General features: G+C 64.5%; 18 protein-coding genes. 7 read left to right on the top strand and 11 right to left on the bottom strand.

Going from position 1 to position 18401, the window contains the following annotated elements; genetic code table 11:
* Positions 1-65: 65 nt before the first annotated feature.
* Positions 66-458: a VOC family protein gene (locus AAFF19_RS12850; protein ID WP_182119575.1), complete on the top strand. Its 393-nt coding sequence runs from the start codon at positions 66-68 to the stop codon at positions 456-458.
* Positions 459-522: 64 nt separating this feature from the next.
* On the opposite strand, the gene AAFF19_RS12855 is transcribed toward AAFF19_RS12850, so the two are convergent.
* The 5 genes from AAFF19_RS12855 to AAFF19_RS12875 all read right to left on the bottom strand — a co-directional run bounded on the left by AAFF19_RS12855 (position 523) and on the right by AAFF19_RS12875 (position 5510).
* Positions 523-1269, bottom strand: a complete 747-nt coding sequence (locus AAFF19_RS12855; protein ID WP_182119574.1) for a helix-turn-helix domain-containing protein — start codon at positions 1267-1269, stop codon at positions 523-525.
* Between the two features lie 14 nt (positions 1270-1283).
* Positions 1284-1757: a hypothetical protein gene (locus AAFF19_RS12860; protein WP_008904823.1), complete on the bottom strand. Its 474-nt coding sequence runs from the start codon at positions 1755-1757 to the stop codon at positions 1284-1286.
* Positions 1754-2677, bottom strand: a complete 924-nt coding sequence (locus AAFF19_RS12865; protein WP_008904824.1) for an ABC transporter permease — start codon at positions 2675-2677, stop codon at positions 1754-1756. Before AAFF19_RS12865 ends, AAFF19_RS12860 begins: the two co-directional genes overlap by 4 nt.
* Positions 2678-2791: 114 nt before the next feature.
* Entirely contained in the window at positions 2792-3853 is a 1062-nt protein-coding gene (locus tag AAFF19_RS12870; protein ID WP_182119573.1) for an ABC transporter permease, read from the bottom strand.
* Between the two features lie 55 nt (positions 3854-3908).
* Positions 3909-5510, bottom strand: a complete 1602-nt coding sequence (locus AAFF19_RS12875; RefSeq protein WP_182119572.1) for an ABC transporter ATP-binding protein — start codon at positions 5508-5510, stop codon at positions 3909-3911.
* A gap of 217 nt (positions 5511-5727) precedes the next feature.
* Between AAFF19_RS12875 and AAFF19_RS12880 the strand changes: the two genes are divergently transcribed.
* Together AAFF19_RS12880 and AAFF19_RS12885 are read left to right on the top strand one after the other, a co-directional pair.
* Positions 5728-6627 carry a glycoside hydrolase family 19 protein gene (locus AAFF19_RS12880; protein WP_182119571.1) on the top strand — a complete coding sequence of 300 codons (900 nt, stop codon included), beginning with the start codon at positions 5728-5730 and terminating at the stop codon, positions 6625-6627.
* A complete protein-coding gene (locus tag AAFF19_RS12885) occupies positions 6624-7055 on the top strand; it encodes a DUF4087 domain-containing protein (protein WP_182119570.1) in 432 nt (143 codons plus the stop codon). Before AAFF19_RS12880 ends, AAFF19_RS12885 begins: the two co-directional genes overlap by 4 nt.
* Positions 7056-7179: 124 nt before the next feature.
* On the opposite strand, the gene AAFF19_RS12890 is transcribed toward AAFF19_RS12885, so the two are convergent.
* The 6 genes from AAFF19_RS12890 to AAFF19_RS12915 form a co-directional block, all read right to left on the bottom strand.
* The gene (locus AAFF19_RS12890) at positions 7180-8190 is read right to left on the bottom strand and encodes a BMP family protein (protein WP_008904827.1); all 1011 of its coding nucleotides are present in this window, start codon (positions 8188-8190) and stop codon (positions 7180-7182) included.
* 297 nt (positions 8191-8487) lie between these two features.
* On the bottom strand, positions 8488-9120 hold the full coding sequence (upp, locus tag AAFF19_RS12895; protein ID WP_008904828.1) for a uracil phosphoribosyltransferase: 633 nt from the start codon (positions 9118-9120) through the stop codon (positions 8488-8490).
* Positions 9121-9160: 40 nt separating this feature from the next.
* On the bottom strand, positions 9161-10135 hold the full coding sequence (locus AAFF19_RS12900; protein ID WP_182119568.1) for a threo-3-hydroxy-L-aspartate ammonia-lyase: 975 nt from the start codon (positions 10133-10135) through the stop codon (positions 9161-9163).
* Between the two features lie 154 nt (positions 10136-10289).
* Positions 10290-11138: an enoyl-CoA hydratase-related protein gene (locus AAFF19_RS12905; protein ID WP_342720300.1), complete on the bottom strand. Its 849-nt coding sequence runs from the start codon at positions 11136-11138 to the stop codon at positions 10290-10292.
* Positions 11139-11287: 149 nt separating this feature from the next.
* Positions 11288-12076, bottom strand: a complete 789-nt coding sequence (locus AAFF19_RS12910) for a hypothetical protein (RefSeq protein WP_342720301.1) — start codon at positions 12074-12076, stop codon at positions 11288-11290.
* 233 nt (positions 12077-12309) lie between these two features.
* Positions 12310-13839 (bottom strand): helicase HerA-like domain-containing protein, encoded by a 1530-nt coding sequence (locus AAFF19_RS12915; protein ID WP_182119565.1) that lies wholly within the window; start codon positions 13837-13839, stop codon positions 12310-12312.
* 80 nt (positions 13840-13919) lie between these two features.
* On the opposite strand from AAFF19_RS12915, the gene AAFF19_RS12920 reads away from it, so the two are divergent.
* The 4 genes from AAFF19_RS12920 to rsfS all read left to right on the top strand — a co-directional run bounded on the left by AAFF19_RS12920 (position 13920) and on the right by rsfS (position 18338).
* Positions 13920-14639 (top strand): YebC/PmpR family DNA-binding transcriptional regulator, encoded by a 720-nt coding sequence (locus tag AAFF19_RS12920; protein ID WP_008904833.1) that lies wholly within the window; start codon positions 13920-13922, stop codon positions 14637-14639.
* A 253-nt stretch (positions 14640-14892) separates the two neighbouring features.
* A complete protein-coding gene (purD, locus tag AAFF19_RS12925; RefSeq protein ID WP_342720302.1) occupies positions 14893-16170 on the top strand; it encodes a phosphoribosylamine--glycine ligase in 1278 nt (425 codons plus the stop codon).
* A 142-nt stretch (positions 16171-16312) separates the two neighbouring features.
* Positions 16313-17290 (top strand): oxygen-dependent coproporphyrinogen oxidase, encoded by a 978-nt coding sequence (gene hemF, locus AAFF19_RS12930; RefSeq protein WP_342720303.1) that lies wholly within the window; start codon positions 16313-16315, stop codon positions 17288-17290.
* A 193-nt stretch (positions 17291-17483) separates the two neighbouring features.
* Positions 17484-18338: a ribosome silencing factor gene (gene rsfS / locus AAFF19_RS12935; RefSeq protein ID WP_342720304.1), complete on the top strand. Its 855-nt coding sequence runs from the start codon at positions 17484-17486 to the stop codon at positions 18336-18338.
* Positions 18339-18401: the final 63 nt, after the last annotated feature.

An 18401-nucleotide genomic window follows, 5' to 3' on the forward strand; every position in this document is an offset into this window, starting at 1 on the left:
TAAGCTCTGGGTCTCGCTTTGAGCATCAACGGTTCAGTGCATCCATTCTTACAAAGGCAGTTCTCATGCAATTTGGCTACACGATTCTCTACGTCGAAGACGTTCCAAAAACCATCGCCTTTTACGAACAAGCTTTCGGCTTCGCCCGCCGCTTTGTACACGAGGCTGGCGATTTTGGTGAACTGGACACCGGCGCCACCGCGCTGGCGTTCTCGTCGCTGCGGCTGATGTCCGAGCTTGGCAAGAACCCGCAGCGCGCGTCGGCCGATGCGCCCAGTTTCGAGATCGCGTTCACCACAGCCGACGTGGCCGCCGCTGTGCAGCGCGCGGTGAATGCCGGTGCGCGCCTGGTGCAGGCGCCCGAGCAGATGCCCTGGGGCCAGACCGTGGCCTATGTGGCGGATATCAACGGGGCGCTGGTGGAGCTGTGCACGCCTGTGGCGCCCCCGGCCGCTTGAACTGTGGGGATCACTTTGGCGCTGGCAGCGTCGCCCCGTCATTGGCGCCAGGTGCACACAACAATCAGGCATAGCCCGCCTGCGCCACCGTGGCCAGCAGTTGCGGTGCGCCGCGCAATGACGCAGGTGTTTGCCCCAGCCAACGCAGGCAATCGCGGCTGAAGTGCGCCTGGTCGGCATAGCCGTGATCCGCGGCAATCTCGGCCAGCGGTTGCGTTGTGCCCAAGGCCAGTGCGGCTCTGCGCACCCGGGCCAGGGCGCGCCAGAAACGGGGCGTTTGGCCGGTGGTGCGATGGGTCAGGCGCTCCAGGCTGCGCTCTGAGACTCCCAGGCTGTGCGCCGCCGCGCCTACGGTTCGGCAATGCGCCAGCGAGCGGAGCGCTTCTTGCGCACGCGGGTCCGCGCGGGTGTGCTGGTCAATGGCTTCCAGCAACAAGGTTTCCGGCGCCGTTGTGCCACCACCGGCCAAGCTGGAGGAGGGCCGCCCTGCGCGGTGCTGGGCTTGCTGCCAATCCTGCCAAATAGCTTGTGCAGACCTCAACAAGGCGGGCCCGTCAATGCGGGTGCCCGGTACAAGGCGAAAGCCCAGCCATTGTTCGCCCGCACGCCCCGGCACGACCACTGCAGCATCGGCCAATGCAGAGATATGCCAGTCAGAGTGGCCGCGCGCATCGATATGCAAGATGAGGTCGCTGCAGCCATCGGGCAACACCGTGGTGGGGTTTGCGTCGGTGGTGTTGAACTGCCAACGCGCCAGCACCGTGGGGGGCAGCACAGGTAGTGCGATGCGATGAAGCGGCGTGGCGGGCATGGCAGGGTAGGGGCTTAGCGCCTTTGGGTGGTGCGAAAACGCACATCGCCTGGCTTGTGCCCTGCATCGATGGTGATGCGGAAAGCACGGTCTCCATGGCCGGACTCCGCCCGCGCGGTAAACCGAATGCCTCGGCGCGTGGGCTGACAGTTCATCTGGGTCAGGGTGATTTCGGCGTGGTCGTTGTTGATGGCGTCAAAGCTGTGTGTGTGCACCTCGCTCGCGCTGTCGTTGCCGTCGCGCACGATCCACTGCAGGTACACAAACGACTGCCCATAGCGCGTTGCGTGCACGATGCGATACATGCCTTGGCCTCCCCCGGGCTGCGTGGGCGCGTGCCATTCGCCACAGACCTTGATCCAGTCCACATCGGGCGCGGTGGCAAAGGATTCATACGGCATGTCCATGCCCAGCGCGTGGGCCTGGCCCGCGCAGGCCAGCAGAGCCGGGGCGAGCCAACGGGCAAAAGTCTGTGGAACCAGTTTCATCGCTCTCCCTTGCGATACGGCTTCATCAGCGCCTGTGGATACGCCGCCTTGCGCGCCACCAGCACCAGCGCCAGGATGGACAGCAGGTAGGGCAGCATCAAATACACCTGGTACGGCAGCCATGCATCGCCCGCCTGCTGAAGGCGCAGCTGCAGCGCATCGAAGAAGGCAAACAGCAGGGCGCCCAGCAACGCCTTGCCGGGCCGCCACGAGGCAAACACCACCAGCGCCACACAGATCCAGCCCCGGCCGTTGATCATGTTGAAGAAAAACGCGTTGAAGGCCGACAGCGTGAGGAACGACCCCGCTACGCCCATCAGCGCCGACCCCGCCACGATGGCGCCCGTGCGTGTGGCCGCCACCGAGATGCCCTGGCCTTCGGCCGCTTGCGGGTTCTCGCCCACCATGCGCACGGCCAGGCCGAGCGGTGTGCGCATCAGCACCCAGGCCAATAGCGGCACCAGCAGCAGGGCCAGCAAGGTAAGTGGCGTCTGGGCAGAGAGGATGGGAATGCCCAGCCACTCCATGGACGCAAAGGGCTCAATGGTGGGCGGCGTGTTCACCTTGGGAAAGCTCACGCGATAACCGTAGTAGCTGAGCGCAGTGGCCAGCAGCGTGATGCCGAGCCCTGACACATGCTGCGACAGCGCCAGCCCCACGGTGAGCCACGCGTGCAGCAGGCCAAACACCGCGCCAGTCAGCGCCGCCACCAGCACCCCGGTCCACAGCCCGTAGCCCGCGTATACCGCCAGCCAGCCGGTGAAGGCGCCTGCGACCATGATCCCTTCAATGCCCAGGTTAAGCACGCCCGCGCGTTCGCACAGCAGCACCCCGAGCGTGCCCAGGACGAGCGGCGTGGCCACCCGCAGGGTGGCGATCCAGAAGGCAGGATTGGCGAGGATGTCGAGCAGTTCGGTCATTTGCCCGCCTCGGCACTGGTTACTTTAATTTTTATAGCTGCTAGCGCTTGATGGATAAGCGCTAGAGGCCAATTTGGCTTGAAATTCTGGTGCGCGTGCTTGTTCATGGCGCTCTCATTTCCACCGCACACGGTATTGCGTGAGAAGCCCGGCCACCAGCACCGCAATCAGCGAGGTCGCAACGATTACATCCGCAATGTAGGTGGGCACGCCCACTGCGCGGCTCATGCTGTCGGCCCCCACCAGCACGCCCGCCACAAAGGTGCCCGCTGCGATCACGCCCAGCGGGTGCAGCCCGGCCAGCATGGCGATCACGATGCCGCTGTAGCCGTAGCCCGGCGACATGTCGAGCGTCACATAACTCGTGCGGCCCGCCACCTCGATGGCGCCTGCCAGCCCGGCAAGCCCGCCCGAGAGCAGGGCGACGAGAACGACAGTGCGGGTTATGGGCACGCCTGCAAAGGCGGCAGCCCGCGCATTGGCCCCGGCAGCGCGAATGTTAAAGCCCGGCACCGTGCGCGCCAGCAACGCCCACAGCATCACCGCCAGAGAGATGGCCCACAGCAGGCCGGTGTGCAGACGCGTCTGCGGCACCAGCTTGGAAAGTTCCAGGTCGCCCTGCAGCGCCACACTCTGCGGCCAGCCCATCGAGAGCGGGTCTTTCATCGGGCCATCGAGCAGGGCCGACACCAGCAGCAGCATGATGAAGTTGAGCAGCAGCGTGGTGACCACCTCGTCCACCCCCAGCCGCGCCTTCATCAGCGCCGGGCCCAGCAGCAGCGCGGCGCCCGCCAGCGCGGCGGCCAGCATCATCAGCGGAAAGAGCACGTAGGGAGACCACTCCAGCCCCGTGCCGCCATGCATGCCGCCCACAGCCACGGCGGCCAGCGCCCCGGCGTAGAGCTGCCCCTCGGCCCCGATGTTGAACAGCCGCGCGCGGAAGGCCACGGCAGCGGCCAGCCCGGTCAGGATCAGCGGCGTGGCGCGGGTGAGGGTTTCGGTCAGCGCGAACACCGAGCCGAACGCGCCTTGGAGCAGCAGCGCATAAGTGCGGCCGACCGGCGCCCCGGCCCACAGCACCAGCAGGCCGCTGATCAGCAGCGTGAACACCACGGCGCCCACCGGCGCCAGCACGTAGGCGGCGGGGGATGTGTGGTTGCGTTTTTCGAGTCGCATGGGGTTGTTGCTTTTGGCGTGTTTTATTGATCCGGCATCCGTCCACACGAACCGTTCACGCTGAGCCTGTCGAAGCGCCACGCAGGGCTTCGACAGGCTCAGCCCGAACAGTGGGGGGAGCGCCCGCCATGGCCAGGCCGATGGCTTCGCGTGTCCAGTCTTCGGCGCGTCGCGCCTCGCTCAGTTGTCCGTCGTGCATGACGGCCACACGGTCCCCCAGGGCCAGCACTTCGTCGAGGTCGTCCGAAATCAGCAGCACCGCCGCACCGGCATCGCGCGCTGCAATGAGCTGCTGCTGCACAAACATCACTGCACCAATGTCCAGCCCCCAGGTCGGCTGGTGTGCCACGATGAGTTGGGGTGCGGGCGCTGTGTTGCCTGCATCGTCCTGCGGCGGCAACAGCGCCCGGCCCAGAATGAGCTTTTGCATGTTGCCGCCCGACAGCGACCGCGCGGGCGTATCCGGCCCGCCGCCGCGCACATCAAAGGTCTCGGCTACGCGCTGCGCATGCTGGCGCGCGGCGCGGCGTTTGACCCAGAAGGCGCGCAACCACGGGTGCGCAAACCAGGGGCCGCGCAGGCGTTCGGACACGGCGTTCTCCCACACCGGCAAGTCGCCCACCACGCCCACGGCGTGCCGGTCTTCGGGAATGCGGGCCACGCCCTGGCTCACCAGCCACGCGGGCCGGGCTTGCAGGGGGGCGCCACGCAGCGTGACCTGGCCGGTGGCGGCTGCACGCACGCCACACAACACATCGGCCAGCGCCACCTGGCCATTGCCGCTGACGCCTGCAATGGCCACGATCTCGCCTGCGCGCAGGGTGAGGGATACATCGTTCAGCCGGTCGCGCCCGGTGGGGGCGGTGCTGACGTTGCTCAGGGTGCAGATGGGCTCGCCCACGTTCTGCGCGGGGCGGCGTTCGGCCGCTTCGATCGCATGGCCCACCATCCACTGCGCCAGTTGCCCTTGGGTCGTGCCCTGCGCTGGCGCCTCGGCCACCAGCTTGCCCTGGCGCAGCACGGCCACCCGGTGCGACACGCGCAGCACCTCGCCGAGTTTGTGGCTGATGAAGATGATGGACAGGCCCTGCGCCACCATCTGCGCCAGGGTGTCGAACAGTGCCTCGCTCTCCTGCGGGGTGAGCACGGCAGTGGGTTCATCCAGGATCAGGATGCGGGCGCCCCGGTAGAGCGCTTTCAAAATTTCGACCCGCTGGCGCTCGCCCACCGAGAGACTGCCGACCTTCGCATCGGGGCTCACTGGCAGGCCAAACTGCTGCGACACGGCCAGCAGCTTGGCGCGTGCCTCGCTGCGGCGCGAAAAGGGCTGCCATAGGGGCTCGCTGCCCAGCAGCACGTTGTCCAGCACCGTGAGGTTGTCGGCCAGTGTGAAGTGCTGGTGCACCATGCCAATGCCCGCCGCCAGCGCCGCACGCGGCTGGCCGGGGGGCAGGGGCTGGCCGAAGACTTCGATGCTGCCTTCGTCGGCCACGTAGTGCCCGAAGAGGATGGACATCAGCGTGGACTTGCCCGCGCCGTTTTCGCCCAGCAGGGCCAGCACTTCGCCACGTGCGAGGGTCAGGCTGATGCTGTCGTTGGCAACGAGCTTGCCAAAACGCTTGGTGATATTCGCGAGCTTCAGCACGGGGGTGGTCATGGCCCAGATGGTATTCAAGATTGATGGCAGGTCGCCCTGCTGCGTTCTGTAGGCTGGAGCGATTTTTGTCACAGCAGTTTCAATTGGATGCGTGGCGAGGGAACGCCCATCCCCTGTCTCTGCATAGGATTCTGCAGTCTGCAGTCTGCAGTCTGCAGTCTGCAGTCTGCGGTTCACGCGGCTTGCAGCCTCAACACATCCCCTTCACTTACCTGGCATGACCACCACACTCCCAAGAACCGATTATGGGCACTCCGGCCTCTACGATCGGTCCATTTTCCAGAACGAGTTCACAGCGCAATTCAGCAAGAGTGGCCGGTACAACGCCGCTGCTATCCCCGACATGGTTACGCTGTTGGGCATGATGGAACGCGACCCCGGTATCACCGATGTGCGGCAGGTAGCCTACATGCTGGCGACAGTCATGTGGGAGACGACTTCTCCGACCACAATCTCCCGCCCCGCGTTGAGCAAGAAAGGCCGTCCTCTGGTGGACAAGCACAAACAACCGGTCATGGTGCGCGAGCGCAAGTGGCTGATGACCATGGCACCTGTTGACGAAGTCGGGCGGGGCAATGGTCGCAGGTACCATGAGCCCGTGAAGGTCAAGCAACTCCCTAGCGGGTCTGTGAGAATCACAGAGCAGGATGGCGATCAGTTCACGGTGTCGCCTGCCGGGTTGATTTCACCAGTCACCAGGAATGCCAAGATGGGAACGGTCGATGGGGGCGTGGCTGACGCAGTTTACGCCCGCGATGATGGAGTGGAGCAGGCGTATTTTGGCCGGGGCTACGTGCAGCTGACCTGGTGGTCAAACTATGCGACTTCAGGGGTTGCATTAGGGCGTGGACTCGATCTGCTGGTCAATCCAGAGCTCGTGAAGACACCGGAAGTGGCTTACGCATTGATGTCGCATGGCATGCGGACTGGACGAGGGTTCGCAAACGGCCGCAGTTTCCCCCAATATTTCAGCGCCGGCGCAACGAACTATGTGGCAGCGCGCGGGATGGTGAACGGCAGCGACCATGCCGCCGACATCGCCGCAATCGCGTTGCAGTTTGAGAAAATTCTGCTCAAGGCCCGAGTCGCCAGAGTCAATGAGGAGGTAACCCCATGACGCGTGCATTTCGACGTCGGATGCACGGGCTGTTGTGGAGTGCCTTAGTGAGTATTGCTTGCATCCCGTCAATCAATGCCGCACAGGCATCGACCAGTGCCAGCAGGACCACCGCGCTTCCTACCTTGTGCGGATGGCTAGACAACCCCACTCCCGGTAACGTGGAACTTCTGGACCGCGATGGCCGCTGGGAGATCGCGATGCAGGGCGGCCATCAGGCGGAGGGCAACCTGCCGGCCTTCACCTCGGCGCGCTGGGTGCGCACGGGTCACGGCAGCGCTGGGTATGGATGCGTTTGCATCAAGGCCCGCGTCGACAGGGACGAACGCAAAATACTCCAGATGGTGCAAGCGCGCTCCATGCCACTGCAGACCTGCCGCAAAGATCCCGCGATAAAGGGGGAGGAACCGTTCAATCCGCTGAAGTGATACGCGTGAACAACCCACTGCCGGGTCGCGGTGGTTGGGTGATGCGGCGGCATGTCAGTTCAGCACGAGACCGCCAGAAACGCCGCAGCAAACTGGGCGCCTTGGCGCCCGCTGAATTCGGTAACTACTTGGCCGTCGACTTGGGCTGGCTGTCGTCCACCTTCACGGTGAACTTGCCCGCCAGGATGTCCGCCTCTTTTGCCTTGACCTTGGCCACGATGTCGGCGGGCACCTTCTTCTCGAACGTGCCCAAGGGGGAAAGTTCAGAGCCCTTGTGCTTCATCATCGAATACGGGCCGTAGTCCTCGGCGGTGAACTTGCCTTCCTTTACCAGCTTGAGCGCGCGGTCGATGCTGGGCTCCATGTGCCAGATGGCCGAGGCGACCACGGTGTCGGGATACTGTGGCTGGGTGTCGATCACGTTGCCGATGGCGAGCTTGCCTTTTTCCTTGGCGGCGTCGCTTACGCCAAAGCGCTCGGCGTAGAGCACATCGGCGCCCTTGTCGATCATGGCGAAGGTGGCTTCCTTGGCCTTGGGTGGATCAAACCAGCTGTTGATGAAGGTGACGGTGAACTCGACCTTGGGGTTGGTTTCCTTGGCACCGGCCATGAAGGCGTGCATCAGGCGGTTGACCTCGGGGATGGGAAAGCCGCCCACCATGCCGATCTTGTTGGTCTTGGTCATGCCGCCGGCGATCATGCCGCTGAGGTACGCGGGCTCCTGGATGTAGTTGTCGAACACGCTGAAATTGGGCGCCTGCGGCTTGCCCGACGAGCCGAGCAGGAAGGAGGTCTTGGGAAAGTCCTTGGCCACCTTGCGGGCGGCGGCTTCCACCGCAAAGGCCTCGCCCACGATGAGCTGGTTGCCGCCGGTGGCGTACTCGCGCATCACGCGCTCGTAGTCGGCGTTGCTCACGTTTTCGCTGGCCTTGTATTCGATCTCGCCACGCGATTCTGCGGCCTTGAGCGCCTTGTGGATGCGGCTGACCCATTGCTGCTCGAAAGGCACCGTGTAGATCGCCGCAACCTTGAGCTTGGACTGCGCGAAGGCCAGAGAGGGCGCCATCGCCATGGCGGCAGATAGGGCCATGGAAGTGCAGAGCAGGCGTCCGGTGAAGATGCGGCGAGTGGTCATGGTGGGTCCTTCAGACAAGCGAACAAGGAGGTTGGGTGTGCTGCTACCAAGCAAGGAGCGCGCCAGTCGGTGGCTGTGTAACTGCAAACCAGCGGCAAGTCTGCCAGAGGAAAGCCACCAGTTGGTAAAAAAATGGTGCATGCGTGCAGCGCATCCGGAAACCAGACCGGGGCACCCCACCACGGTAGGGCTCCCAATTGGCAGATGCGCATCGCAGCGAGACCCGGTGATGAAAAAAAGCCACCGCTGGGCGGCAAGCCCTGCGGTGGCTGGTGCACGGGCGCTGCAGTTGTGCGCTTATTTGGTGCCAAAAATGCGGTCACCCGCATCGCCCAGGCCCGGCAGGATGTAGCCGTGGTCGTTCAGCTCGCGGTCGATGGCGGCGGTAAAGATCGGCACATCGGGGTGGGCCTTTTGCAGTGTGGCCACACCTTCGGGCGCGGCCAGCAGGCACACGAACTTGATGGAGCGGGGGTTGAGCTTCTTTAGGCGGTCCACACAGGCGGCGGCCGAGTTGCCGGTGGCCAGCATCGGGTCCACCACGATGATGTCGCGCTCGTCCATCTCTGACGGCATCTTGAAGTAATACTCCACCGGCTGCAGCGTGGCGGGGTCGCGGTACAGGCCGATGTGGCCCACGCGGGCGCCGGGCACCACGTTGAGCATGCCGTCCAGAAAGCCGTTGCCTGCGCGCAGGATGGAGACCAGCACCAGCTTCTTGCCGTCGATGACCTTGCCGGTCATGGTTTCCAGCGGGGTTTCGATCTCGATGTCCTGCAGCGGCATGTCACGCGTCACTTCGTACGCCATCAGCGTGGACAGCTCGCCCAGCAGGCGGCGAAAGCTGTTGGTGCTGGCGTCTTTCTTGCGCATCAGCGTGAGCTTGTGCTGGACGAGGGGATGGGTGATGACGGTGACGTTGCTGTTCATGGCCTGGCCTGTGTTTTTTTGGGGGGAGAAGCGGGCAAGTCTAATCTGCAAGAAACCGCGCGTAGCGCGACAGATCCACGTTGCCGCCACTGATCAGGATGCCCACCCGCTTGCCGCGCACGTCCACACTGCCATGCTGGGCACCGGCAAAGGCCAGGGCGCCTGTGGGCTCAACCACGAGTTTCATGCGTTCGGCAAAAAACCGCAGTGCCTCGACCAGTTGCGCATCGGTGGCGGTCACCATGTCGTCGGCCAGGCGCGCGATGATGGGGAAGGTGATTTGCCCCAGCGCCTGGGTTTGTGCGCCATCGGCAATGGTGTGGGGTGTGGGGATCTGCACGATGTGGCCGGCGCGCACCGACTGCTGGCCATCGTTGCCGGCTTCGGGCTCCACGCCCACCACGCGGCAATGCGGTGCCAGTGCCTCGGCAGCCAGCAGGCTGCCCGCCAGCAGGCCGCCGCCGCCCACGCAGACAAAGAGGTAATCCAGGTCCGGCACATCTTCCAGCAGTTCCTTGGCGGCCGTGCCCTGGCCCGCGATGACATGGGGGTGGTCAAACGGGGGCACCAGGGTCATGCCACGCTCCAGCGCCAGCTGGCGGCTGATGCCCTCGCGGTCTTCGGTGTAGCGGTTGTAGGTGACGACCTGGGCTCCGTATTGCCGTGTGGCGGCCATCTTGGCGGCGGGAGCGTCTTCCGGCATCACGATGACGGCGGGCATGTCCAGCAGCCGAGCCGACAGCGCGATGGCCTGGGCGTGGTTGCCGGCCGAAAACGCCAGCACGCCACGCTCACGCTGCTCGTCGGTGAACTGCGCCAGGGTGTTGAAGGCGCCGCGGAACTTGAAGGCGCCGGTGCGCTGCAGGTTCTCGCACTTGAAGAAAAGCTGTGCGCCCAGCGCCTCGTCGGCCGTGGTGGAGCGCAGGACGGGCGTGTGGTGCGCCATGCCCTGGAGCCGGTGTGCGGCCGCAGCCACGTCGTCATAGGTGGGCGGGGTGAAGCTGGGCGAGGTCATAAGGTGGCATCCTTGGTTGCACGCAGGGCGCAGCGGTGGCTTGCCCCTTCATGCCCGGATGATAGCCCGTTGAGCTGCCTTTTAAAACAAAAATGGCCTTCAGCGCTTATCCCATAAGCGCCAACAGCTATGATTTTTGATGGCCGGTCTGCACCTAGCCCAGTTCGCTGAACCGTTGCAGCGGGGTGAGGGAAGGGAAATCGCCCGCGCGCTTTTGCTTCATGGCCGTGACCGATTCGCGCACATGCTGGTTGCTCCAGATGGCGCCTTGCAGCCAGCCCATCTGGCGCAGGCTGTCTTCCACGCTATGGTCGCGCGCGTAGTTCACGGCCTGCTTGGTGCCCCAGATGGCCACAGGCGGCTTGCTGGCGATCTCTTGCGCACACTGCAGCGCGGCGGCCAGCATGGCCTCTTGTGTGTCGAACACCTCGTTGACCAGGCCGTAGCCAAGTGCTCTGGCTGCGCCCAGGCGGCGGCCGGTGTAGGCCAGCTCTTTCACCACGCCCAGCGGGATGAGCTTGGGCAGGCGCTGCAGGGTACCCACGTCGGCCACCATGCCAATGTTGATCTCCTGGATGCAAAAGAACGCGTCGGCCGTGGCGTACCGGATGCAGCCTGCCGTGACCATGTCCACCGCGCCGCCAATGCAGCCGCCCTGGATGGCCATGATCACGGGGATGCGCAGGTTGTCGATGCGGGTGAAGGTGGCCTGCATGTCGGTGAGCAGGTCGAAGATGGCGGCGCGGCCTTCGGGGCTCTGGTCGTCCATGGTGATGGCGCCGCCAAAGGTCTCGAGCGCCATGCCAGCACTGAAGTGCTTGCCCGTGCTGCTGATGACCAGCGCCCGCGCCTCGCCTCCCTGGTGCAGCCGGGCAAGCACCGCGTCCAGCTCGCGCCAGAACGTGGGGTGCATGGTGTTCATGGCCTCGGGTTTGTTCAGAACCAGATGGGCTACGTGGTCAGTGATGCTGAGGGAAAAGCAGGTGAGGGCAGGGGTATTCATGGGGTGCCACTGTAGACCTGCTGGCGCGCGCCGTGTCGTCGCCTGGGCGACTTTGGGTGTTTTTGGCCTCTGGCGCTTATCCATAAAGCGCCAGCAGCTATCAATTCAGGAGTTAAAGGCTGCGCTGATGCCGCCTTTGTCGGCGCAACTCAATCCCCTCCGCCGCCGCAACCGCCGCCATCTCCGCCCCCGTCGGAGCTGTCGGCCCCGCCGAAATCCCCTGAACTGCCGCTGTGGCTTCCGTCCGAAAAGCTGGTGCCGCAGTAGGTGCCGCCACCAGTGCCACCCGCATCGCTTTTCTGGCCGATGTCGGAGCAGTCAGGCACATACGTGAAGCCGTTGGGGATGGCGAACTTGGCATCGAGCGCGAACAGCAGCGGAAGGCGGCTGGGCGCCTTCGGGTCGATGGACTCCTCCTTGCACGCCCAGTACCAGGTGCGGCGCAGACCATCGTTGTGGCGGGCCTTTTTGCCCAGGGCCTCGGCGGGCGTGTGGTGCAAGAAGAAGCCCAGCGCGTCGCGGCACCAGTTTTTGTAGGCCTGGGTGTGCAGGATGAACTCATGCCACAGCACATCGACCGCCCGGGAGGGCATGGCCACAAACTGTTTGTTGCTGCGCAGGCTGGCCATGAAAAACTGGCGCAGCCCGCGTTCGACGAGTTCACAGTCGCGCGGGCTCAGGTGGGGGTAGGTCTCGCGCAACTTGCGCTGCAAAAAGCGGGGCAGGGGCGCTTCGCGAATGTGGCGCCGGCGCACCGATTGCGTCCACTGGAGAACCAGCACGGTCAGCACCACCGTGAAGAACAGATAGAAAAGCCAGATCCCGCGAAACTGCCAGACGCCTGCAACTATCCCGACGAGTGCCAATGCCCAGACTCCGAAGGCAAGCAGCCTGATCTTGTCGCCCAGGCGCAGTAGCAGGTATTCGAATCGTTTCATCGCTCCTCCTTTTTTGTTGTTATGTCTGGCGATTTCACGACCGTCATATGACTGATTGATGACACACTTTTATGTGTCGTCGAATTGTCACGCGCGCTCCCGCCAGCCCGGCACTGGTGGGCTGGCAGGGTGGTTGGCGAAAATGATGAGCGGGGTTGGCGCTCGACGTGGTGCGCACGGCTTGGGTGGTGCGCGGGCGATGGGGGTGGGGCGTTCGGCGCTCCACCCAAGGCTTAACGGCGCTTGCTGCCGCCAAAAATGCTGCCCAGTACCCCGCGCAGGATTTCGCGGCCCAGCGAGGTGCCCATGGTGCGAACCGCCGATTTGGCCATGGTTTGCGCCAGGCCGTCGCGTTTGCCGCCGCGCGGGCCGGTGCTGCCAAACAGCACATCGTTGAGCCCGCCCATCAGGCCACCGCCGTCGCCCCCCGCCGCTGCCCCCGCCGGGCCAGCTTTGCCGTTTTCGGCAGCCTGGGTGGCGGCATCCTGGGCGCGGCCCTTGAGTTTTTCGTAGGCCGATTCGCGGTCCACGGTTTTTTCGTACACACCCGCCACCAGCGAACCTGCCATGAGCGCCTGGCGCTGTTGCGGCGTGATGGGCCCGAGCTGGCTGCCGGGCGGGAGCACGAAGACGCGCTCGGTCACGCTGGGGCGGCCCTTGGCGTCCAGAAAGCTCACCAGCGCCTCGCCCACGGCCAGCTCGGTAATGGCGGCTTCAATATCCAGGCCCGGCTTCTGGCGCATGGTGGTGGCCGTGGCTTTCACGGCCTTCTGGTCGCGCGGGGTGAAGGCGCGCAGCGCGTGCTGCACGCGGTTGCCCAGCTGGGCCAGCACACTGTCGGGGATGTCCAACGGGTTCTGTGTGACGAAGTAAACACCGACGCCTTTGGAGCGCACCAGGCGCACCACCAGTTCGATGCGCTCCACCAGCACCTTGGGTGCCTCATTGAACAGCAAGTGGGCCTCGTCGAAGAAGAAGACCAGCTTGGGCTTTTCGGGGTCGCCGATTTCGGGCAGCGTTTCAAACAACTCCGACAGCATCCACAGCAAAAATGTGGCGTACAGGCGCGGCGAATTCATCAGCTTGTCGGCCGCCAGGATATTGACCACGCCGTGGCCGTTGGTGTCGGTCTGCATGAAGTCCTGGATGTCGAGCATGGGCTCGCCAAAGAACTTGTCGCCACCTTGCTGCTCGATCTGCAGCAGCCCGCGCTGGATGGCGCCCACACTGGCGGCGCTGACGTTGCCGTATTCGGTGGTGAACTCCTTGGCGTTGTCGCCCACGTACTGCAGCATGGCGCGCAGGTCTTTAAGGTCCAGCAGCAGCAGGCCGTTGTCGTCGGCGATCTTGAAGACCAGGTTGAGCACGCCCAGCTGGGTCTCGTTCAGGTTGAGCATGCGGCCCAGCAGCAGCGGGCCCATGTCCGAAATGGTGGCTCGCACAGGGTGGCCCTGCTCGCCAAACACATCCCACAGGGTGGTGGGGCAGGCCAGCGGGGTGGGCAGGGGCAGCCCACGGTCCTTGAGCACCGCCGCCAGCTTGTCGCCGATCTTGCCGGGCTGGCTGGCACCTGTGAGGTCGCCTTTCACGTCCGCCATGAACACCGGGACGCCGATGCGCGAGAAATTCTCGGCCAGGGTCTGCAAGGTCACGGTCTTGCCCGTGCCGGTGGCGCCGGTGACAAGCCCGTGGCGGTTGGCCAGGCCGGGCAGCAGGTGGCATTCGATGGTGTCGTGCTTGGCAATCAGCAGGGGTTCGGCCATTTCGGGTTTCCTCGGAGATCGGTGGCGGGCAAAAAGTAAAATCGCGCCCACTAGATTAAATCAATACAAAAGGACTTCCCGTGGCAGGACACAGCAAATGGGCGAATATCCAGCACCGCAAAGGGCGCCAGGATGAAAAACGCGGCAAGATCTGGACGCGCATCATTCGTGAAATCACTGTGGCTGCCCGCTCGGGCGGCGGCGACCTGTCGGCCAACCCCCGCCTGCGCCTGGCGGTGGACAAGGCCAAAGCGGCCAACATGCCCGCCGACCGCATCAAATACAACATCGACAAGGCCACGGGCAACGCCGAAGGCCTGACCTACGAAGAAATTCGCTACGAGGGCTATGGCATCGGTGGCGCGGCCATCATGATCGACACCATGACCGACAACCGGGTGCGCACCGTGGCTGAAGTGCGCCACGCATTCAGCAAGCACGGTGGCAACATGGGCACCGAGGGCTCGGTGGTGTTTCAGTTCAAGCACTGTGGCCAATTGATTTTTGCACCCGGCACCAGCGAAGACAAGGTGATGGAGGTGGCGCTGGAGGCGGGCGCCGAAGACGTGGTGACCGACGAAGACGGTGCGGTGGAGGTGTTGACCGCCCCGGCCGACTTTGAAGCCGTGAAGAACGCGCTGGAGGCCGCTGGCCTGACGGCCGAGGTGGCGGGCGTGACCATGCGGCCCGAGAACACCATCGAGCTGACCGGCGACGACGCCGCCAGGATGCAAAAGCTGCTGGATGTGCTGGAAGACCTCGACGATACGCAAGAGGTCTATCACAACGCTGCATTGTGAAGCTCCCCCTGAGGCGCTTGGCGCCTTCCCCCTCCGTCGCTGTGCTGCGCTTGCGGGAGGGGGACGCCACCAGCGCACGGAGCGTTAGCGACACGGAAGTGTCTTGGCGGCCCTTGCGCGGTGGCACTGGTCTGGGTCGCGCCAGTTTTGTCGGTTGTGGGTGTAGCACCCAGCGCGATGGGTTGCTGAGATAGTTTTTTACGAACCCCTGTGCTTTGGCTTTGTGCCAGGCAGGGGTTCACCAAAGGTTCCTATGAAAGTACTTGTGATTGGTGGCGGCGGCCGTGAACACGCGATGGCGTGGAAACTGAGCCAGTCCCCCAAGGTGACCAAGGTGTTTGTGGCGCCTGGCAACGGTGGCACCGCCTTGAACTCCAAGCTGGAAAATGTGGCCATCTCCGACGTGCGCGAGCTGCGCATGTGGGCGCAGGCCGAGAAAATCGCGCTGACGGTGGTAGGCCCCGAGGCGCCGCTGGCCGCCGGCGTGGTCGATGAGTTCCGTGCCAACGGCCTGCGCATCTTTGGCCCCACCAAGGCTGCGGCGCAGCTCGAGAGTTCCAAGGCGTTTTCCAAGGCCTTCATGCGCCGCCACGGTATCCCCACCGCCGACTACGACACCTTCACCGACCCGGCTGCCGCCCACGCGTTTGTGGACCGGCTGGGCGCGCCCATCGTCATCAAGGCCGACGGCCTGGCGGCAGGCAAGGGCGTGGTCGTGGCCATGACGCTGCAGGAGGCCCACGATGCCGTGGACTTCATGCTGGTGGACAACAAATACGGCGTGACCCACAACGAAGGTGGCGCGCGCGTGGTGATCGAGGAGTTCCTCGAAGGCGAAGAAGCCAGTTTCATCGTGCTGTGCGACGGCAAGAACGTGCTGGCGCTGGCCACCAGCCAGGACCACAAGCGCCTCAAAGACGGCGACGAAGGTCCCAACACCGGCGGCATGGGTGCGTATTCGCCCGCGCCAGTGGTCACGGCCGATGTACATGCCCGCGCCATGCGCGAGATCATCCTGCCCACGATTCGGGGCATGGAAAAGGACGGCATTCCCTACACCGGTTTTCTGTATGCAGGCCTGATGATCGACGCCAAGGGCCAGCCCAAGACGCTCGAATTCAACTGCCGCATGGGCGACCCCGAGACGCAACCCATCCTCATGCGCCTGAAAAGCGACTTCAGCGACGTGATGGCTGCTGCCGCTGACGGCAAGCTCGACCAGATGGAACTGCAATGGGACCGCCGCACCGCACTGGGCGTGGTCATGGCCGCCCATGGCTACCCGGAAAACCCCCGCAAGGGCGACCCCATCACCGGCTTGCCCGCCGAGGCGGACGATGCCATGGTGTTCCATGCGGGCACACAGCTGAAAGACGGTGTGGTCAGCGTGATCGGTGGCCGGGTGTTGTGCGTGACCGTGCTGGCCGACAGCGTGAAGCAGGCGCAGCAACGTGCGTATGACGTGGCACGCGGCATTCACTTTGATGGTGCGCAGTACCGCCGTGACATTGGCTTCCGGGCGGTGAAATAGCCCCCCCTGAGTCGCCTGCGGCGCCTTCCCCCCACAGGGGGACAACGCCCTCGCTGCGGTGCGGCACTTGCTTGGCGTCCCTGGCCTGGGCCGCGCCAGTTTGACCGGCAGCGCATGGCGCCGATGGCAATGGATAACTGAAATGCAACAACCTGGATTGAATCCGGCCACTACCGTGGCAACCGTAAGCAGCTACTTGCAGGGCCTGCAGGCGCGCATCACCGATGCACTCGAAGCCGTGGAAGCCGCACAAGGCGAGGGCGGCGCCCGCTTTCTGGCCGACGCCTGGAGCAAACCGCCCGGCGAGATGCTGCAGGGCGACGGCAACACGAAGATCATGGAGGGCGGTCTGGTGTTTGAACGCGCGGGCTGTGGCTTCAGCCATGTGCGCGGCCCCCAGCTTCCGCCGTCGGCCACGCAGCATCGGCCAGAGCTGGCGGGGGCCCCGTTCGAGGCCATGGGCGTGTCGCTGGTGTTCCACCCGCGCAATCCTTACGTGCCCACCGTGCACATGAACGTGCGCATGATCGCGGCCGGGCACCCCGGCCAGGCGCCGACCTGCTGGTTTGGCGGTGGCATGGACCTCACGCCGTACTACGGCTTTGAGGAAGACGCAGTGCACTTTCACCGCACTTGCCGCGATGCATTGGCGCCTTTTGGCGATGACAAGTACCCGCGCTTCAAGCAGTGGTGCGACGAATACTTCTACCTCAAGCACCGCAGCGAGCAGCGCGGCGTGGGGGGCGTGTTCTATGACGACTTCTCGGAACTGGGCTTCGAGCAGAGCCTGGCCATGACGCAGTCGGTGGGCGACGCGTTTTTGAGCGCCTATCTGCCCATCGTCGAGAAACGCCAGGGCACTGCTTACGGTGAGCGCGAACGCGACTTCCAGCTCTACCGCCGCGGGCGCTACGTGGAGTTCAACCTGGTGTGGGACCGCGGCACGCACTTTGGCCTGCAGTCGGGTGGGCGCACCGAGTCGATCCTGCTCTCCATGCCGCCGCTGGTGTCGTGGTCCTATCAGCGCGCTGACGCTGCCGACTCGGCTGAAGCCGACCTCACGCAGCGCTTTCTGGTGCGGCGCGACTGGCTCGCAGATGGGGCCGTCACCACGCCCTGAATGCTGCGAGAAGCGCAAAAGCTATAATTTCAATAGCTGCCTGCGCTTTTCAGATGAGCGCCAGAGGCCAAAAACACCTCACATTGCTGCAGCGCCCCAGCACGACACCCGCGCAACACCCAAGGCTCAGCCCGCTGGCTGTGCGCTGCGTTGCACGCTATATTGATTCCATTCCCTTTCTAATCACCGCCTGATGACCACCTCGACCAAATCGGAAACCGCCGCCAAAAAAGACGTTACGAAACTCCAGCGCGCCATCGTTGATGGCCTGGAGGACGTCAAGGCGCAAGACATTCAGGTCTTCAACACCGAGCATCTCTCGCCGCTGTTTGAACGGGTGATCGTGGCATCGGGCACCTCCAACCGCCAGACCAAGGCCCTGGCCGCCAGCGTGCGCGACGCGGTGAAAGAAGCGGGCTTTACCAAGCCGCGCATCGAAGGCGAAGACAACGGCGAATGGATCATCGTGGACTGCGGCGCGGCTGTGGCGCACATCATGCAGCCCGCCATCCGCCAGTACTACCGCCTGGAAGAGCTGTGGGGCGATACGCCCGTGCGCCTGAAGCTGGGCGCTGCCAAGCCCGTGTCCAGCGCCGCCACCGAATTGGCCGAGAAGAAGTCGGCCCAGAAGGCTGCCAAGTCCGACGCGAAGGCTGCTGGCAAGGCGCCCGCAAAGAAGGCGGCCGCCGCACCCGCGGTGCCTGCGCGCTCCGGCAAAGCCACAGTGAAGGCCGTGGCCAAGGCAGCCGCCAAGCCCGCAGCCGCTCCGGCCAAATCGGCTGCCAAACCTGCAGCCAAGACCCCCGCCAAAGCCCCCGCAAAGAGCAGCAGCACGGCCAAGGCCACACCGGCCAAAACCACCGCAAAGCCAACCACTGCTGCCAAGAAGCCGGCGGCCACCAAGGCACCGATCAAGACCGTGGTGGTCAAGCCATCGGCTCCCCGCGGCAAATCCGCAGCTGCTGCCAAGACGGGTGCCAAGCCCACCGCAGCACGTGGCGGCGCTGCCGCCAAACCGGCAGCCAAGAGGGCACCGGGCCGCAAGTGATTGCAGCCTTGGTCCATCGACGGCCCTCCCGCACCCGCTCACCCGCGCACCGCGCCTGAGTTG

The organism is Acidovorax sp. FHTAMBA, from assembly GCF_038958875.1.
Classification (GTDB): domain Bacteria; phylum Pseudomonadota; class Gammaproteobacteria; order Burkholderiales; family Burkholderiaceae_C; genus Acidovorax.